This window comes from Mycobacterium bohemicum DSM 44277, assembly GCF_001053185.1.
GTDB classification, from domain to species: Bacteria; Actinomycetota; Actinomycetes; order Mycobacteriales; family Mycobacteriaceae; genus Mycobacterium; species Mycobacterium bohemicum.
In genome coordinates, this window is record NZ_CSTD01000001.1 from 1,373,787 (window position 1) to 1,389,739 (window position 15,953).

The following is a 15,953-nucleotide window of genomic DNA, read 5'->3' on the forward strand; positions in this document are numbered from 1 at the left end:
CGGGCGTGGCCGGAGACCGAATTGTAGGGTTGATCAGGTGTCAAGCCGTGCTGGTTCGAGCGAGGCGGCCAAGCCGGGGGGGATCTACGACCGTCTCGGCGATGTGGTCGTGCGGTGGCCGCTGCTCGTCATCGCCGCATGGATCGCGCTGGCCGGCGCCCTGTTCCTGCTCTTTCCGCCGCTCCCGGTGCAGGCCGGCAAGCACCCACCCAAGCCCTTCCCCGACGACGCGCCGACCGCGGTCGTCAGCAAGGAGATGGACAAGGCCTGGAGCGCCCCGCCGGACGGGGCCAAGGTCGAAAAGCAGGGCGACAAGGCAGCCCCACCGGCGGCGGCGACATCCATGCTCCTGGTGGTCCTGTCCGACGAGAAGGGCCTCACGCACGCCGAGGAGAACGCCTACCGAAAGCTGATCGACAAGCTGAGCTCCCAGGAGAAGCTGCCGGTCACCAACGCCCTGGACGACAACGAGATGCGGAACATCCTTGTCGCCAAGGACGGCAAGGCGCTCATGGTGCCGATCAACGTCCCCGGTGATGTGGGCGATCCGACCACCATCGCGACGTACCGGCACATCGGCGCGGTGGTCAAGCAGGTCCTGGCGGGGAGCGGGCTGAAGGTCAGCTTCAGCGGTCCGCTGGCGGCGGCCGCCGACCTGACCGAGATCGGCCAGGAGGACTTCCACGTCATCGAGGTGGCCACGGTGCTCAGCGTGCTGATCATCCTGCTGGTCATCTATCGCAACGTGATCACCATGTTCATCCCGTTGGCCGCCATCGGGATCTCCATCGCGACCGCGCAGGGCGTGCTGTCCGGGGCGGCCGAGTTGGGCCTCGCCACCAACATGGAGGTCATGATCTTCATGACCGCGGTCATGATGGGGGCGGGAACGGACTACGCGGTCTTTTTGATCAGCCGCTACCACGACTACCTGCGGCACGGCGACGAATCCGACGTCGCGGTCAAGAAGGCGCTGATGTCGATCGGCAAGGTGATCGCGGCGTCGGCCGCCACCGTGTCGGTCACCTTCCTGGCGATGATCTTCACCAAGTTGGAGGTGTTCTCGGCCGTCGGCCCGGCCATTTCGATCTCGATCGTGGTGGCACTGCTGGCCGCGGTGACGTTCCTGCCCGCCACGCTCGTGCTGGCCGGCAGGCGCGGCTGGATCAACCCCCGGCGCGAACTGACCACGCGGATGTGGCGGCGTACGGGCATCCGCATCGTGCGCCGGCCGCGCATCCACCTGGCCGCCAGCCTGATCGTGCTCATCAGCCTGGCCGCCTGCGTCAGCGTCGTCCGCTTCAACTACGACGACATCAAGTCGTTGCCGGAGGACGTCGACAGCGCCGCCGGGTACAACACGATGAACCGTCACTTCCCGATGAACGCGCTGACGCCCACGATCCTCTTCATCCAGTCGTCCCACGACCTGCGGACGCCGGCCGCCCTGGCCGACCTGGAGCAGGTGGCCGCGCGGGTGAGCCAGCAGCCCAACATCACGCTGGTCCGGGGTCTGACTCGACCCAACGGGGATCCGCTGGAGCAGATGAAGCTGTCCTGGCAGGCCGGCGAGGTCGGCGGCAAGCTCGACGAGGCCTCGGGCCTGATCCAGACCCATGGAAGCGACATGGACAGGCTCGTCGACGGCTCGAACCAGTTGGCCGACGCCCTGGCCCAGCTTCGGGACCAGGTGAACCAGGCCGTCGGAAATCTCAGCGGAGTGGTCGGGGCGCTGACGACCATGGAGCAATTGCTGGGCGGCGACAAGACGATCGCCGCCCTCGACCAGGGCGCCCAGTTCACGGGCCAGATGAAGACGCTGGGCCAGAACCTCAACACGTCGACGGCCAACGCCCAGAATATCGCCGCGTGGGGCGGCCCGATGCTCGCTGCGCTCGACAACAGCCCCCAATGCGACGCCGACCCGGGGTGCGTGAGCTCGCGGGCCAGCCTGGCGGCGATCGTGACGGCGAACAACGACGGAACGCTCAACTCGCTGAAGATCATGGCCCGCAATCTGCAGGCGGCCCAGCAGGCACAGACCATCGCCCAGACGCTGGACAAGGTCCAGCAGACGCTGTCGCAGGCCTCCGGCGCCATGAAGACGATCAAGAACCTCCAATCCACCATGGCCTCCGCGCAACAGGGCTCCAACGCCCTGGCCGAGGGCAGCCGGGCGATCGCCGGCGGCGTCAAGGAACTCGTCGATCAGACGAAGAGGCTCGGCAGCGGGCTCAATGAGGCGTCGTCGTTCCTGTTGAACATGAAGCGCGACGCCGACAAGCCGACAATGTCGGGCTTCAACCTCCCACCGGAGATCACCACCAGGGACGAGTACAAGAAGGGCGCGCAGCTCTTCATCGCGCCGAACGGGCACGCGGCCCGCTACTTCATCCAGAGCGCGTTGAGCCCCTTCGGCACCCCGGCGATGGACCAGGTCAGCTCGATCGAGAAGGCGGCGCGCTCGGCCCTGCCCAACACCGAACTCTCGGACGCCAAGGTGTCGGTGGTCGGGGTCCCCACCGGGCTGCGCGACACCCGCGACTACTACAACAGCGACATCGGGTTCATCATCGTCGCGACCATCCTGATCGTGTTCTTGATCCTGGTGGTGCTGCTGCGCGCGATCATCGCGCCGCTGTACCTGATCGCCTCGGTGCTGCTGTCCTATCTGTCGGCGGTGGGCATCGGGGTCCTCTTCTTCCAGATGATCCTGGGTAAGGATCTGCACTGGAGCCTGCCCGGGCTGTCCTTCATCCTGCTGGTCGCGGTGGGCGCCGATTACAACATGCTGCTCATTTCCCGCATTCGCGACGAGTCGCCGCATGGCGTGCGTTTCGGCGTCATCCGCACGGTCGGCACGACCGGTGGCGTCATCACGTCGGCCGGCCTGATCTTCGCCGCGTCGATGTTCGGCCTGCTGTTCGCCAGCATCACCACGATGGCCGAGGCCGGCTTCATCATCGGTATCGGAATTTTGATCGACACCTTCCTGGTGCGCACCATCACGGTGCCGGCCCTGGCCTCGATGATCGGCCAGAAGAACTGGTGGCCTTCGAGTCTCGGCAAGAGCCCGGCCCAGTTGCACGCGTCTTTCCAGGCCAAGCAGCGCCAGCTCGAGCAGCTCTCCGGCCAGCTGGTCAAGATGAAGGTCATCCCCGGCATCAAGACCCACCCGTTGCCGGCGCCGCCAACCAATGGTCACGCCGGAAGCAATGGTCACGCGAACGGCGAGCACACGGCCAAACCCTCGGTGGACCTCAACCGGGACCACGCCCTGCCGCTGTTCGACCTCAGCGGGCTGTCGCATCTGCTGGATCTCAAAGAGGCCGAGGCGCCTTCACCGACTCGCACCAACGGCAACGGCCGGGCGAGGCCCAAGCCGGGCCGTTATCTGGGGCACTCGCTCCCGCTGTTCGGGCAGGACATCCTGTCGCATCGGCCGCTGCTGGTGAGTACCGGCGTCAATGGCGGACACCGCAACGGTAAGGCCAACGGACACGCCAACGGCGGGCCGTCGAACGACGACGACGTGAGCCAGCCGCTACCGGTTTTCGGACCCGCCGCCGGCCGCCCGGTCACCAACGGTGGTGACGACGAGGGCTCGGCCGGCTAACTCGGGGCGAAAGCCGCCCAAAACGCCAAAACGCTAAAAAGCGTTGTCGCTCAGGCGTCTAAGCGGGTGAACTCGTCCTGCCGGTAGAGCTCCACACACTGCGACCGCCTGATCTTGCCGCTCGTCGTGATGGGAATCGAGCCCGGTGACACCAGCACCAGATCCGCGACTTTGAGTCCGTGCGACTTCGAAATGGCAGACGTCACTTCGCGTTTGACGACGCGCAGCCTATCGGCTGCTTCCTCGTCGGACTCGGGGCGCTTCTTGTATTCGATGATGGCGACAAGCTTCTCGATGCCCTTGTCCGGGACCGCGATGGCCGCGCAGCGCCCGGCGGTGACCTCCTGGATGGTCGCCTCGATGTCGTCGGGAGAATGGTTGCGGCCGTAGACGATCAACAGGTCCTTGATGCGGCCGATGATGTAGAGCTCGCCGCCGGAGTAGAAGCCCGAATCCCCCGTCCGCAGCCAGGGACCCTCCGGTGTCCCGTCCGACGGATCGACGATCTTCGCGGCGAAAGACGTTGCGGATTCTTCCGGCTTGTGCCAATAGCCCAGGGCGACGTTCTCGCCGTGCACCCAGATCTCGCCGACGGTGCCGTCCGCGCACTCGCGCCCCGTGTCAGGATCGACGATGCGAACCAACTGCAATTTCGGGGCCCCGTAGCTCACCAGCGGCGTGCCGCTCCCCGTCTCGCAGGGCTCCGCCTGCCCGGCGGGCAGTTTCTCGGCATCGAAGTGGCCGATTTTTGGCGGTTCGCCCACCTCACGGGTCGCGATGTACACCGTCGCCTCGGCCATGCCGTACGCCGGCCGCAACGCCTTGGCCTGGAAGTTGAAGGGGGCGAAGCGATCCGCGAACAGCTTGAGCGTCTTGGGCTGCACCCGTTCGCTGCCGTTGAGGATGGTGTGCACCGCGCCGAGGTCGAGCCCGGCCATCTCCTCGTCGGACGTCTTGCGGACCGTCAGCTCGAAGGCGAAGTTCGGGCCCGCCGAAATCGTCAATCCGTTGTGCGCCAGCAACTGCATCCAACGCGCCGGACGCTGCAGGTAGCCAACGGGACTGAAGAGCACCGTCGGCACGCCCGCGAGGATCGGCATGATGATACCCAGCAGCAGACCCATGTCGTGGTACAGCGGGCACCAGGACACCACCCGCAGGCCGGGTGGGGCAACCCCACCCTCGTTGACGAAGAAGTCGCCCATGACCTGCTCGAAGTTGGCGAAGACGTTCTTGTTCGAGACCATCACGCCGGCGGGCGTGCGTGTGGAGCCGGAAGTGTATTGCAGGTAGACGAATTCGGACTGGTCGCCCGCGGACATCCGGGGCCTGGGTCCGGCGGGTCGCTGGCGCGAATCCAGATCGAGCAGGTCGAGTTCGACGACCGACGGCGCGGGCTGCCGCTCGTCGCGCCGCACCGCGTCGTTCACGCTGTCGATGACGGCCGACGTGGTGAGCACGACCGCGGGCGACGTATCGGCCAGCACCGCGATGGTGCGGTCGTCGTGGGCGCCGCCGTAGGGCACCGACAGCGGCACCGCCACCAGACCGGCCTGCAGGGCGCCCAGGAAGCCGACGATGTAGTCCAGCCCCTGGGGTGCCAGGATGAGCGCCCGGTCACCGGTCGATCCGCTCGACCGGAGTTGCTCACCGAGGCTGAGCACGCGGCGATACAGCTGCGACCATGTCAGGTCGATCGGGACCCCGTCCCAGTCCTGCTCATAGTCGATATAGGTGAACGCCGTGTCATTGGGCTGCAGGCTGGCGCGTTCGCGCAGCACGGCGGGGATGGAAGACTCAACCACGGTCAACAGGGTACCTGTGCGGCGATCCGTTTCGGCCAAGAACCGAGAGGTCATCACGCGAGCAGGGCCGATGAACTACCGTGGAACCGGTGGACAATCGACTCGCGCACATGGACCAGGTGTCCTATCTGGGGCTGCGGGCGCTTGGCTACGGGGCGCTCGTGCAGTTCAGCTGGATCTACAACCGCCCCGTCGACCTCGACGGATTGCGCCGCTTTCACCACAACCTCGGATACGGCTTGCTGGGTCGACGGGTCGAACGGTCCCCGATACCGTTCGCGCGCGACCATTGGGTGGTGTCCAGGGGTCCCCGCGACCTCGATATCGCCGAAACACCGCGTCCGCGCGGCGACGTGAGCGCCTGGACCTACGAGCGGGCGTGCAAGCCGATTGATCCCGAGTACGGGCCGAGCTGGCACCTGGGGGTCCTCCCCCTCGACGACGGCGGCAGCGCGGTCTGCCTGACGGCGTCGCACACGGTGGCCGACGGGCTCGGCTTCCTGCTGGCGATCACCGACGCGGCGAAGGGGCGCACGCGTCATCTCGGGTATCCGCCGCCCGGCGCGCGCACACGCCGGCGGGCGGTGCTCGAGGACGGTCGGCTGACCGTCGCCTCCACGCCGGAACTCGCGCGGGCACTGCGGGCGACGTTGCGGGTCGCGCGCAAGCGGCGCAAGGACGTCACGGCGTCGTTCGCCTCCGGGCTGCCCTCACGACGCGGCGCCGGTGACGATGAGCCCGTCGTGGTGCCGTCGGTGAGCGCATACGTCGACCTGGCCGAATGGGACGCGCGCGCGAAAAGTCTTGGCGGAAATAGTAATACGTTGTTCGCGGGATTTGCGGGCCGGCTGGGCGCGCGGGCGGGGCGCGTCGGCGACGACGGAACGGTCACGCTGTCCTTGCCCATCAGCGACCGGACCGAAAACGACACGCGCGGAAACGCGATGGTGCTGCCCGTCGCCTCCGTGGACCCCACCCAGCTGGCATCCGACCTCAGCGACATGCGCGTCAAGGCCAAGCAGGCGTTCGCCGACCTGTCGGACACCTCCGACGATCTGCTGGCCTCGATGCCGCTGACCGCGTTGACACCGAAGTGGGTGGCCCGAAAGGCGGCCGGAGTCGGCCTGGGCACGGCCCGCCTTCCCGTCGGCTGCTCCAACCTCGGCGCGCAGGACCCGGCGGTCAATCGGCCCGACGGCTCCGACGCCGACTACGCGTCCGGGCGCTTGGTCGAGCCCGGCATCACCCGGCGCACCCTGGAGCGCATGGGTGGCCAGCTGTTCGTGGTCTCGGGACGGCTGCACGGCAAGTTCTGGATCTCGATCAACCGCTGGCTGCCCGGTGCGGACAACTCGCTGCCGGCGCTTCGGTCGCTCCTGCTCGACACGCTGGGCGAATTCGAGCTGACCGCCGAGATTCCCGGCTGAACGGCCCTATTCGGAGCCCGAGGCGAGCGAAACGGGGCGGTGCCACTTGCGATCGTGCGCCATGCCGATCTGGCGCATGATGTCCAGCGCCGCCGGCAGGCCGTGAAGTTTGCGCAATCCCTGCAGCATGGCCAGGTTCGCGCCCACCTCGTACCGCCAGGCGCCGTACCGCACGTTGCCGGTCTTGCGCCCGAAGTGGTTGATGTAGGCCATCTCCGTGGTGTAGACGCCGAACCCGGCCCGGCGGGCGCGGACGGCGAGGTCGAGGTCGGGTCCCCACCCGTAACGCTTGAAGCTGACCAGGTCCATCCCGCCGGTTTCCTGCCAGCACTCCCGCGACACCATGAGCGCCGTCCCCTCGACCGCGGGCACCACCCGATATTGGTGCCGGGGAACGTAATTCGCGGCATCGGGCTTTTGCGGGTCGGTGGCGTAGGGGAAACCGCGATCGAACATCGGTCCGACGATCCCCGCGTCGGCGGGCAGCCGCGGATCGAGGAATCCGCCGACGAAACCCTTCGACAGGCGGGTGTCGTTGTTGAGAGTCATCGCGTGGGAATAGCCCTCGGAGAACGCGATTCGAAAGCCGTGTTCGCTGCCGCCGGTCCAGCCCAGGTTCTCCCCGGGGGTGGTCACCCGCTCGTTGGCGACCTTGGGATAGTCACCTCGGTTGTCGACGATCAGGTACTCCGCGCCCTCGCGCTCCAGATCACCGACGAGGGCGTGGGTGTATTCGTGCTGTCCGAACACCGGCACCGTGATCAGCAACGAGGACATGGGTCAACCGTACCGGCGCCGGCTCAATCCTTGACGAAGCAGTAGACCCGGTAGGAGAACAGCCCCAACTCCACCCCGCGGTATAGCCTGCCGCCCTTGACGCCGGAATTGCTGCGGGCGAAGCGCCGCAGCGGTTTCGGCACGCGGCGGTCGATCAACTCCTGCAGCCGTGGGGTGTTCATCTCCAGCCCGCGCCTGACCTCGTCGTCGATGGACCGCTGCGACACCTGCCGCAGCGGTGCGGCCGCCAGCGTCGCCTCCCACTCCGGGACCAGGTGCAGCGCGCGCAGGTCGGTGTACAGGAAGTGGCCGCCCGGGCGGAGCACACGTGCGACCTCGTCGAGAAAGCGGCTCAGGTGCGGGTAGTGGTGCGACGCTTCGACATTGACGACGGCGTCGAACGACTCGTCGGGGAAGGGCAGATTTTCGGCGTCGCCCTGGACGAAATCCAGCCCGGGCAACTGGTGTCGCTTCTGACAGAAGCGGATGCCCGCCGGATTCAGGTCGAGGCCGGTGTATGACGCCGGGTGCTGGCTGCGCGTCAGGTATGAGGCTCCCCCGCCGTGACCGCAGCTGACCTCGAGCACCTTCTTGCCCTCGAGCGGCACCTGGGTGGCCACGGTGTGGTACAGCTGGATGTAATACCGGTCGGGTTCGTCGGAATCCGCCAACGGCAGGGCCATCGGAGGGTCTTCCTCGTACGCCCAATTGATGAACAGCATCTCGTCGGCGCCCATCAGCCGGGTCCCGATCGGATACCCGTACTTCGCGACGAGCTTCATGACGAGCGCGCTGGATCTCACTTGGATGGCAGAAGGCACCGGGTGAGTATGGCAAAGATGGCCGCGCGACGGGGCGATTCGGCCGCGGGGGGATCGTCGGCCACCGAAGTCCCAGCTAGGCGTGCCCTGGCGCGAGGAACGGGATGCGCCGGCCGCCGCGATCAGCCGAAGCGCTCACCCCGGGCGGCGGCTTCCAGGAGGTCGGCGGCGGCCGCGACGCTGGCGGGGGCCTTCGTCATCCGGGTGGCCACCTGGCGGGCCCGCGTTTGGTACTCCGGGGCGAGTATCCGGCGAAGGTCCTTCACCAGCGACTTGCGGGTGACGCGTGAGAAGCGCCGGGCGGTGCCCACTTTGAGTCGCTTCACCACCGCCGACCAGATCGGCTGGTCGGACGCGACCCAGAGGATCAGGGTGGGCACCCCCGCGCGCATCCCCGCGGCGGTGGTGCCGGCGCCGCCGTGGTGGACGACCGCGCGGCAGGTGGGAAAGATCGCGCTGTGGCTCACCGCGCGCACCACCTTCACGCTCTGCGATGCGGGCAGGTCGGTGAACGCGGTTGCGCCCGAGCAGATCAACGCCCGTTCACCGAGTTCCGCGCAGGCGCCGACGATCATGTCGACCATCTCCGACGGCGACTTGACCGGCATGCTGCCGAAGCCGAAGTAGACCGGCGGGGTGCCCGACGCGATCCACGAGGCCACCTCGTCATCGAAATCCGTTGGCAATTCCGCGGTCAGGGCCCCGACGAAGGGGCGCCGCCCGGCCCATTCCCGCGCCAGGCCGGGAAAACACAGCGCATCGTAGGCCTGCAATTCGAGCGATCCGCGTTCGGCCATCCGGCGCGAGGCCGGGGTCCTGGCCTCGGGCAGCCCGAGTTCGCGCCGCTGGGCGTCCTCCGCGCGCTTGGTCACGCGCCATTGCGCCCAATCGGTAACCCTCATCGTGGATCTCAACAACACCGGCGGCACGATGGAAATCAGATGGCCGTTCGGCCGCATCGGGACGTGATGCCATGCCGCCACCGGGATTCCGTAGTACTCGGCGACGTTGGCCGCGGACTCCTGGTACGACACACCGGTGAACAGCAGATCGGCCCCGGCCGCCAGCGACTTCAAGGTGTCGCTCACGTCGGCCCAGCGCTGCAAGACGTGTTCCAGCGCGTCGCGGATCGGCGCGATCGGGTCGTGAATCCGCCAGGGCGTGACGAAGACGTCGGGAATCTCCCCGGTGGGTGGCCCCAGGGGAACCGCCGCGAGCCCGGTTCCCTCGACGAAACCGACCTGGTCGGGCGGAGCCGCCATCACGACGTCGTGGCCGCGGCGCAGCAGCTCGAGCCCGACCGCGGCGCACGGCTCGACGTCACCGCGCGTCCCGCAGCTCGCGAGGGCAAATTTCATTCCGAAGACCTAACCAGCCGGCGCTCAATCAGTTGTCACCCGGCCGAATGCCGATTGGTTCAGTCGGCGGGAAGTTGGTAGACCAGCATGACGTGCGGCACCCGGTAGAGGACGTCGAACCAGTCGAGCGGCAGCGGCGTCTCGACCACGTTGGTGGAGTTGTCCGCGAGCCAGTCGAGCGCCGTGCGGTAATCGCCGGCCGATTCCAGCCGGTAGGCCACCTTGAACAGCCCGATGTGAATCTTGGTCAGCAGCTTGCCGGTCCGCGTCTCGGGCAGGTCCTCGAACGCGATCACGCTGCGCCGGGCGACGCGGCGGCACTCCTTGATCAGGGCCATCGGGTCGTTGCAGTGATGGAGCACAAAGCTGATGACCACGTGGTCGAACGCGTTGTCCGCAAACGGTATCGACCTGCCGTCGAAGACGCTGAAGTCGATCGGGATGCTCCGGGCGTCGTGCACGTCGATGCCGGTCGCCGTCGCGCCGTGCATGTCGGCGAGGAACTTGCAGAGATGACCCGTCTCGCATCCCACGTCGAGGACCGTGTCGCCGCGCCCGATGTGGTCGCCCAGCAGCTCGGCCTGGCTTTCCAGTCGCTTGGCGAGAACCCGCGGCGACCACGGAATCAGGGTGGCCTGGGCCCGCCGCCAGCCGCGCCGCCAGCCCGATGCGGCCGTGCGTCGCGGCCGAATGTCATTGGCAGTGCGTTCGGCAGTCACTTCCGTCCCCTCCCGGAACTCATGAGCGTCGCCAGACTAACAGTCGCGATGTCGCAGGTAGGGCGGATTGAGCCAGCGACATTGCGCACTTTCGACGCCGGCCGCAGGGTGATTTTGCCGCGGGGTGGCGCGCCGGGAAGTGGCCATCAACGAATTCGCCGGTACCGCCGCGGGATCGGTCACGGGAAGGTAACGTTCCCGCCATGTGGAGCACCGTGCTCGTGCTTGGTCTGATGACCTCGCTCGACCCGCTGCGCTTCGGGATCACCCTCCTGCTCATCTCTCGACCTCGGGTGATCCCGAACCTTTTCGCGTACTGGGTGGGCGGACTGATGGCGAGCATCCCCGCGTTCGTCGTGCCCCTGGCGGTGCTCCAGTTCGCGCCCTGGCTCACCCAGGCGATGGCCGGCGTTGCCGGCAACCCCGCGGTCAAGCAGGGCCAGTTCGGCGTCGGTGTCGTCATCCTCACGGTGGCCGCTGTGATGTCGGTGAAGTTCTTCACGCGTCGGCGCTCCGTCGTGCCGGTGGCCGCGGTCGCGTCCGCCCCCGCGTTGGCGTTGCAGCCCAACATGCCGGCCTTCTTGACGCGCCTGATGGACCGCGCGCGCAATGAGGCGGAGGGCGGGGCCCCGATCTGGCGGCTGGTCCGCAAGGCCCACGTCGCGTGGGAAGACGGATCGTCCTGGGTGGCCTTCGCCGTCGGCGTCGGAAACGGGCCGCCGCCGGTCGAATACCTGTTCGTGCTCACCGTCATCCTCGCGTCCGGATACGACCTCGGCGGGCAGATGATCGCCGGCCTCATCTTCGTCGGCGGCATGCTCGCCATCGTCGAGGGTGTGCTGCTCAGCTACCTGGCCGCGCCGGCGCGGACGCAGGCCGCCATCCTGAAGGTGCACGACTGGGTGCTGGCGCACCGCCGGCAATTCCTGGTGGGCCTTTGCGTGCTCGCCGGCTCGTCGCTGGTGGCCGCCGGCATGGGCGCCAGCTGAGCAAGGCCCTCTAAAGCCCTCCTGAAGCCCTCTAGGGGCTCTCCAGCGGATGGGTCGTGTAGTCGCGCGGAACCTCGTTGTGCCACCTGTCTTCCCGCCGCAATGTCCGCTCCATCGCCAGGGAAGCGCGCCAGCCGTGCAGCTTCACCAGACCGCGCACCATCGCCAGCCACGCGCCCCACTGGTAGCGCCGCTGCCCGAAATGGACCCTGGCGGTCCGGCCCCCGAAGTGGTTGATGTAGGCCATCTCCGTCGTGTAGACGCCGAATCCGCGTTCCCGCGCGGCCAACGCCAGGTGCAGGTCCAGGCCCCAGCCGTAGCGGCCGAAGGTGGCCAGATCCATTCCCCCGACGGCGTCCCAGCATGCACGGGTCATCATCAGCGCCACGCCCTCGACCGCCGGGACGGTCCGGTACTGCGGCCGCGGTCGGTAAGCCGCCGCTTCGGGCTTGTCGTCCGTCACCTGGCAGGCGAAACCGTCGTCGATCACCGGCCCGACGATCCCGGCATCGGCGGGCAGGCGCGAGTCGAGCATGCCGGCGACGAACCCCTTTGACAGGCGGGTGTCGTTGTTCAGGGTCATCGCGTGGGAGTAGCCCTCCGAGAAGCCCGTCCGCAGGCCGAGTTCGCTGCCCCCCGCCCAGCCCAGATTTTTCCCCGGGGTGAGGACCCGTTCGTTGCCGATCTGGGGATAGTCGCCGCGGTTGTCGACGATCAGGTAGTCGGCGCCCTCCCGTTCCAGGTCCTCGACCAGGGCGTGGGTGTATTCGTGCTGGCCGAAGACCGGGACGGCGATCAGGAGTGACACGAGCCAACCGTACCGGGCAAGCAAATCCGTCGAGGGCGTTTTTGACGGGCGCGGACGCCCCGGGAACGGGGTTCACACTTGCGCGCCGGGAGTTCAGTGAGGTTTGCCATTCGAGGCGCAAAGTAACGCTTGACACTGGCCGGGTGGTACACCGCCGCTTCGAGGAGATTTGCCACGCGCGTCGCCGCCCCATTTCTGTGAATGCGTCACAGCGAGCGTCCGTACATTGGGGGAGCCATGAGCCACATCGAGCAGGTCGGATTCTTCCAAGCGGTCGTCGAAGCGAACGAGGCCTTCGTCGAGGGCGCCAGCGTGCTCGAAATCGGGTCGTACGACGTCAACGGAAGCGTTCGTAGCCTGTTTCCGACGGCAGGACGCTACGTGGGCGTCGACCTCGTCGCCGGACCGGGGGTGGACCTGGTCGAGTTCGCCCACCGGCTCGATCACGACGACGACATTTATGACGTCACCATCTCCAGTGAGTGCTTCGAACACGACCAGCACTGGCCGGAGACGTTCGCCAACATGGTGCGCATGACGCGCCCCGGCGGGTTGGTCGCCTTCAGTTGCGCGTCCCGCGGTCGCCCGGAGCACGGGACGGCCCGGACCGACGGGACCCAGTCACCCGGCACGCATGCGGTCGGGCTGGACTATTACCGGAATCTCCAGACGAGCGACTTCGAGCAGGCGCTGCCGCTGCGGGCAATGTTCTCCGAGTACCGCACGTGGTCCCTGCGAACGCATTTCGACCTGTACTTCGCCGGCGTCAAAGCCGGCGGCGGCGCCGGGATCTGCGCCTCATTACCCGATGACGCCACGGTGCGGCGCCTGAAGTCTCTGATGCCGTTGCCGGACAAGGTGGTTCGCGCGCCGCTGCGGATGCTCTCCCGCGTGGTTCCCGAACCGCGGTACCAGTCGATCATCCGGCCGTACTGGAATCTGTACCTGAGGATGGCCGGCGCCACATCGCCATCGCCGGTGGGCGCGACGCCCTGGGACCCGGTAGTCCTCTAGGCTCCTGCCATGATCCGCTGGCCGGCGCTGTGACCGGACTGGTGAGCCAGGGGGCACGCGAGCTCGCGGCGCGGGCGCTCGGCGCGGATCGCGTCCTGGTCACCGGCGCATCGGGCTGGCTCGGCAGGACCGCCCTCGACCTCCTTGCCCCGCTCGGCCTTCCCACGCTGGCGCTGGCCGGCCGCCCCCGGACCATCCGCGTCGGTGACCGGGAGGTCGAGTGCCGCGGGTGGGATGTCGGCGAGGTCGCCGCTTTTGCGCCCACCGTCGTGCTGGACTGCGCGTTCCTGACCCGCGACCGGGTCGCCGACATGCCGCTGGACGAGTACGTCACGGTCAACCGCGGCCTGACGGACCGCCTGGTGTGCGCGACCCGGCTCCCGGGCGTGCGTCTGGCGCTGACGGTATCCAGCGGGGCGGCGGTCTACCCGCATGACGCCCTCGACGGCCCGATCGAAGACAACCCCTACGGCTACCTCAAGCGTGAGGCCGAGCTACGCCTGGCGCAGGCCGCGGCCGAAACGGGGGCGGTGCCCGTGGTCGCGCGGGCGTGGAGCATCTCCGGTGCCCACGTGCAGCAGCCGCAGGCCTATGCGCTGGGTTCGATGATCCGCGCCGCCGACGCCGGGGCCATCCGGATCATGGCCCGCCGCCCGGTGTTTCGCCGCTACGTGCTCGCCGAGGAGCTGCTGGCCGTGGCGATCGCCGAGGGCTGCGTCGGCCCGGCCACGATCGACAGCGGAGGCGAACTGGTGGAAATGGCGGAGCTGGCCGCGCGGGTCGCGGCGGTGGTGAACCCCGGCGCGGTGATCACCCGCGACGAGGTGGACCCCGCCAACCCCGACCGATATCACTCCGACGGCCGGGATTGGGAACGACGCTGTGCCGACGTGGGGTTCCAGGGCGCAACGCTCGAGCGTCAGATCGAGATCACCGCTCGCGGCGTGCTCGGCCGGGTTTGATGCGCACCGAGGGACCGGCCGGCATGAAAATAATCGATTCGCCTATGCGCGAATCCCCGAGGAACTAACTTACCTGTTGGGGCGTCCGGCATCGAGGGCTTCCCTGGGGGATAACAGCGCGGACTGAATTGAGAGATGTCTCCCCATGTCGACATGTCAAAATACCCCGGGAGGTACCGCGCCGTGCGAGAGCAGCTCGTAGCGATTTCGCGCATGTCTCCCCGAACGCTCCTGCTGGCCACCGTCCTGGCGCTGTCCGCGGCGGCGGCGGGAGTGGGATTCGTCCTCGCGCAGTACTACTCGGTCGACGTGCTGAGTTCGATGGTTTACATTCCGGACGACTGCTGGGTTGATTGGGGCATCAAGGCCGGGCGGCATTGCTTCAGCGACTATGCGTGGCAGATGAGCGCCGCGATGCAGCCGAATCCGTGGAATTTCGGCCCGGCGCACTGGCCCCCCAACCCCTACCCGGCGGCGGCGATGGTGCCGCATTTCGTCTTCGGGCTGCTGGGCACACTGCTGGGCTCCCCTCGGTTCGGGCTGCTGGCCTACCTGGTGGCGTTGACCGTTGCGGTGCTCACACCGGCGATCTGGGCTGCCCGCGGCGCCCGCGGCCTGGAGCGGATCGTCGTCTTCCTCGCCTGCGGCGCGCTGGCCATGCCGGCCTGGTTTGCCGTCGATCGGGGCAACTCGGTCGGATTCGTCGTTCCCATAGCGTTGGTATTTCTCATCGCGCTGCGCCGGGAGCGCTGGGGGCTCGTCGCCCTCATGGTGGTCTTGGCCGCATTGGTGAAGCCACAATTCGCAGCGCTCGCCTTCGCGTTGTTCGCGGCCCGGCAGTGGCGGCTCGGTGGCGCGGCCGTCGGCGGCGTCGCCCTGTCCAACCTCGCCGCTTACCTGTTCTGGCCGCGCGACTTTCCGGGGACCATCATGCAGTCGCTGCACAACGCCTCCGGCTACGGCGTGTTCAGCGAGCGAGTCGCGTACGGGAACGTGTCCTTCGCGAAAGGCGTTCTGCTGCTTCCCGATGCCATCAAGGCCCAGACGGTGGGCGGCCGCATACCGGACGGCTTTCTCGCCGGCCCGCGAAACTACATCGGCTATGCCGTGCTGATCATCGTCGTCCTCGCCGTGCTGTTGCTGGGGCGCCGGATCTCGCCCGTGATGGTGGGCATCCTGCTGCTTCCCGCCGCTTCGCTGTGGCCGGCAGTGACGTTCCGCTACTACTTGGTCTTCGCCCTACCGATCGCGGCGCTGGTGGCCCGGGATCCCAACGGGCCACCTGGTACGGGAATCTTCGATTCCCTGCGCGAGCGCCGTCGCGCCGTGGGCTTATGCGTGAGCCTTGCCACCGCGCTCAGCATCGCCTACATCGTGGCCCCAGGGGCGCCGATCCCGATACTTGCGCCGATCCACCCGGGCACCTTCGACTCCGCACGCACGGTGACGGTATCTGCCACCACGGTGATGCTGACCCCGATCTTGTGGTTGATCGTGTGCGCGGTGATCCTCGTTTCCTATGCGCGCAGACCGGACACGGGCGCCCAGGCCGAGGACCCCCCCACCGGCGCTCCGGCGGAGAAACCCGCACTCGGCGCGGAAGCCATGGCCACCAACGCCTTTCAGTAGAATTCGGGCCGCTGCCAACGCCAGGTGC

12 protein-coding genes are annotated in these 15,953 nt (G+C 67.7%); 6 read left to right on the forward strand and 6 right to left on the reverse strand.

Annotated features, from left to right (window positions below; genetic code table 11):
- Positions 1 to 37 precede the first annotated feature (37 nt).
- Complete coding sequence (locus BN971_RS06215) at positions 38 to 3,616, forward strand: MMPL/RND family transporter (protein ID WP_085180272.1); 3,579 nt, start codon at positions 38 to 40, stop codon at positions 3,614 to 3,616.
- Positions 3,617 to 3,666: 50 nt separating this feature from the next.
- Here the strand turns inward: BN971_RS06215 and BN971_RS06220 are convergent, their stop codons facing one another.
- Positions 3,667 to 5,421 carry an AMP-binding protein gene (locus BN971_RS06220; protein ID WP_085180553.1) on the reverse strand — a complete coding sequence of 585 codons (1,755 nt, stop codon included), beginning with the start codon at positions 5,419 to 5,421 and terminating at the stop codon, positions 3,667 to 3,669.
- An 89-nt stretch (positions 5,422 to 5,510) separates the two neighbouring features.
- Between BN971_RS06220 and BN971_RS06225 the strand changes: the two genes are divergently transcribed.
- Entirely contained in the window at positions 5,511 to 6,848 is a 1,338-nt protein-coding gene (locus BN971_RS06225) for a condensation domain-containing protein (RefSeq protein ID WP_245836634.1), read from the forward strand.
- Positions 6,849 to 6,854: 6 nt separating this feature from the next.
- On the opposite strand, the gene BN971_RS06230 is transcribed toward BN971_RS06225, so the two are convergent.
- The 4 genes from BN971_RS06230 to BN971_RS06245 all read right to left on the reverse strand — a co-directional run bounded on the left by BN971_RS06230 (position 6,855) and on the right by BN971_RS06245 (position 10,523).
- Positions 6,855 to 7,625: a glycosyltransferase family protein gene (locus BN971_RS06230; RefSeq protein WP_085180274.1), complete on the reverse strand. Its 771-nt coding sequence runs from the start codon at positions 7,623 to 7,625 to the stop codon at positions 6,855 to 6,857.
- 23 nt (positions 7,626 to 7,648) lie between these two features.
- Positions 7,649 to 8,407, reverse strand: a complete 759-nt coding sequence (locus BN971_RS06235) for a phthiotriol/phenolphthiotriol dimycocerosates methyltransferase (protein WP_085180275.1) — start codon at positions 8,405 to 8,407, stop codon at positions 7,649 to 7,651.
- Between the two features lie 161 nt (positions 8,408 to 8,568).
- Complete coding sequence (locus BN971_RS06240; protein ID WP_085180276.1) at positions 8,569 to 9,804, reverse strand: glycosyltransferase; 1,236 nt, start codon at positions 9,802 to 9,804, stop codon at positions 8,569 to 8,571.
- A gap of 59 nt (positions 9,805 to 9,863) precedes the next feature.
- Positions 9,864 to 10,523 carry a class I SAM-dependent methyltransferase gene (locus BN971_RS06245; protein ID WP_085180277.1) on the reverse strand — a complete coding sequence of 220 codons (660 nt, stop codon included), beginning with the start codon at positions 10,521 to 10,523 and terminating at the stop codon, positions 9,864 to 9,866.
- A 203-nt stretch (positions 10,524 to 10,726) separates the two neighbouring features.
- Here BN971_RS06245 and BN971_RS06250 point away from each other — a divergent pair, with 203 nt between their 5' ends.
- Complete coding sequence (locus BN971_RS06250; RefSeq protein ID WP_085180278.1) at positions 10,727 to 11,512, forward strand: GAP family protein; 786 nt, start codon at positions 10,727 to 10,729, stop codon at positions 11,510 to 11,512.
- 31 nt (positions 11,513 to 11,543) lie between these two features.
- On the opposite strand, the gene BN971_RS06255 is transcribed toward BN971_RS06250, so the two are convergent.
- Positions 11,544 to 12,320, reverse strand: coding sequence for a glycosyltransferase family protein (locus BN971_RS06255; protein WP_308203745.1), 777 nt, complete (start codon positions 12,318 to 12,320; stop codon positions 11,544 to 11,546).
- 237 nt (positions 12,321 to 12,557) lie between these two features.
- On the opposite strand from BN971_RS06255, the gene BN971_RS06260 reads away from it, so the two are divergent.
- The 3 genes from BN971_RS06260 (at position 12,558) to BN971_RS06270 (ending at position 15,925) form a co-directional block, all read left to right on the forward strand.
- A complete protein-coding gene (locus BN971_RS06260) occupies positions 12,558 to 13,334 on the forward strand; it encodes a class I SAM-dependent methyltransferase (protein WP_085180279.1) in 777 nt (258 codons plus the stop codon).
- A gap of 29 nt (positions 13,335 to 13,363) precedes the next feature.
- Positions 13,364 to 14,296 (forward strand): NAD-dependent epimerase/dehydratase family protein, encoded by a 933-nt coding sequence (locus BN971_RS06265; protein ID WP_085180280.1) that lies wholly within the window; start codon positions 13,364 to 13,366, stop codon positions 14,294 to 14,296.
- A 213-nt stretch (positions 14,297 to 14,509) separates the two neighbouring features.
- Entirely contained in the window at positions 14,510 to 15,925 is a 1,416-nt protein-coding gene (locus tag BN971_RS06270; RefSeq protein ID WP_090349872.1) for a glycosyltransferase 87 family protein, read from the forward strand.
- The last annotated feature ends 28 nt before the right edge of the window (positions 15,926 to 15,953 follow it).

Coding starts and splice junctions, on each gene's coding strand:
- BN971_RS06230 (WP_085180274.1), bottom strand. CDS start 7,625: ATGTCCTCGTTGCTGATCACGGTGCCGGTGTTCGGACAGCACGAATAC.
- BN971_RS06235 (WP_085180275.1), bottom strand. CDS start 8,407: ATGAAGCTCGTCGCGAAGTACGGGTATCCGATCGGGACCCGGCTGATG.
- BN971_RS06240 (WP_085180276.1), bottom strand. CDS start 9,804: ATGAAATTTGCCCTCGCGAGCTGCGGGACGCGCGGTGACGTCGAGCCG.
- BN971_RS06250 (WP_085180278.1), top strand. CDS start 10,727: ATGTGGAGCACCGTGCTCGTGCTTGGTCTGATGACCTCGCTCGACCCG.
- BN971_RS06260 (WP_085180279.1), top strand. CDS start 12,558: ATGAGCCACATCGAGCAGGTCGGATTCTTCCAAGCGGTCGTCGAAGCG.
- BN971_RS06270 (WP_090349872.1), top strand. CDS start 14,510: ATGTCTCCCCGAACGCTCCTGCTGGCCACCGTCCTGGCGCTGTCCGCG.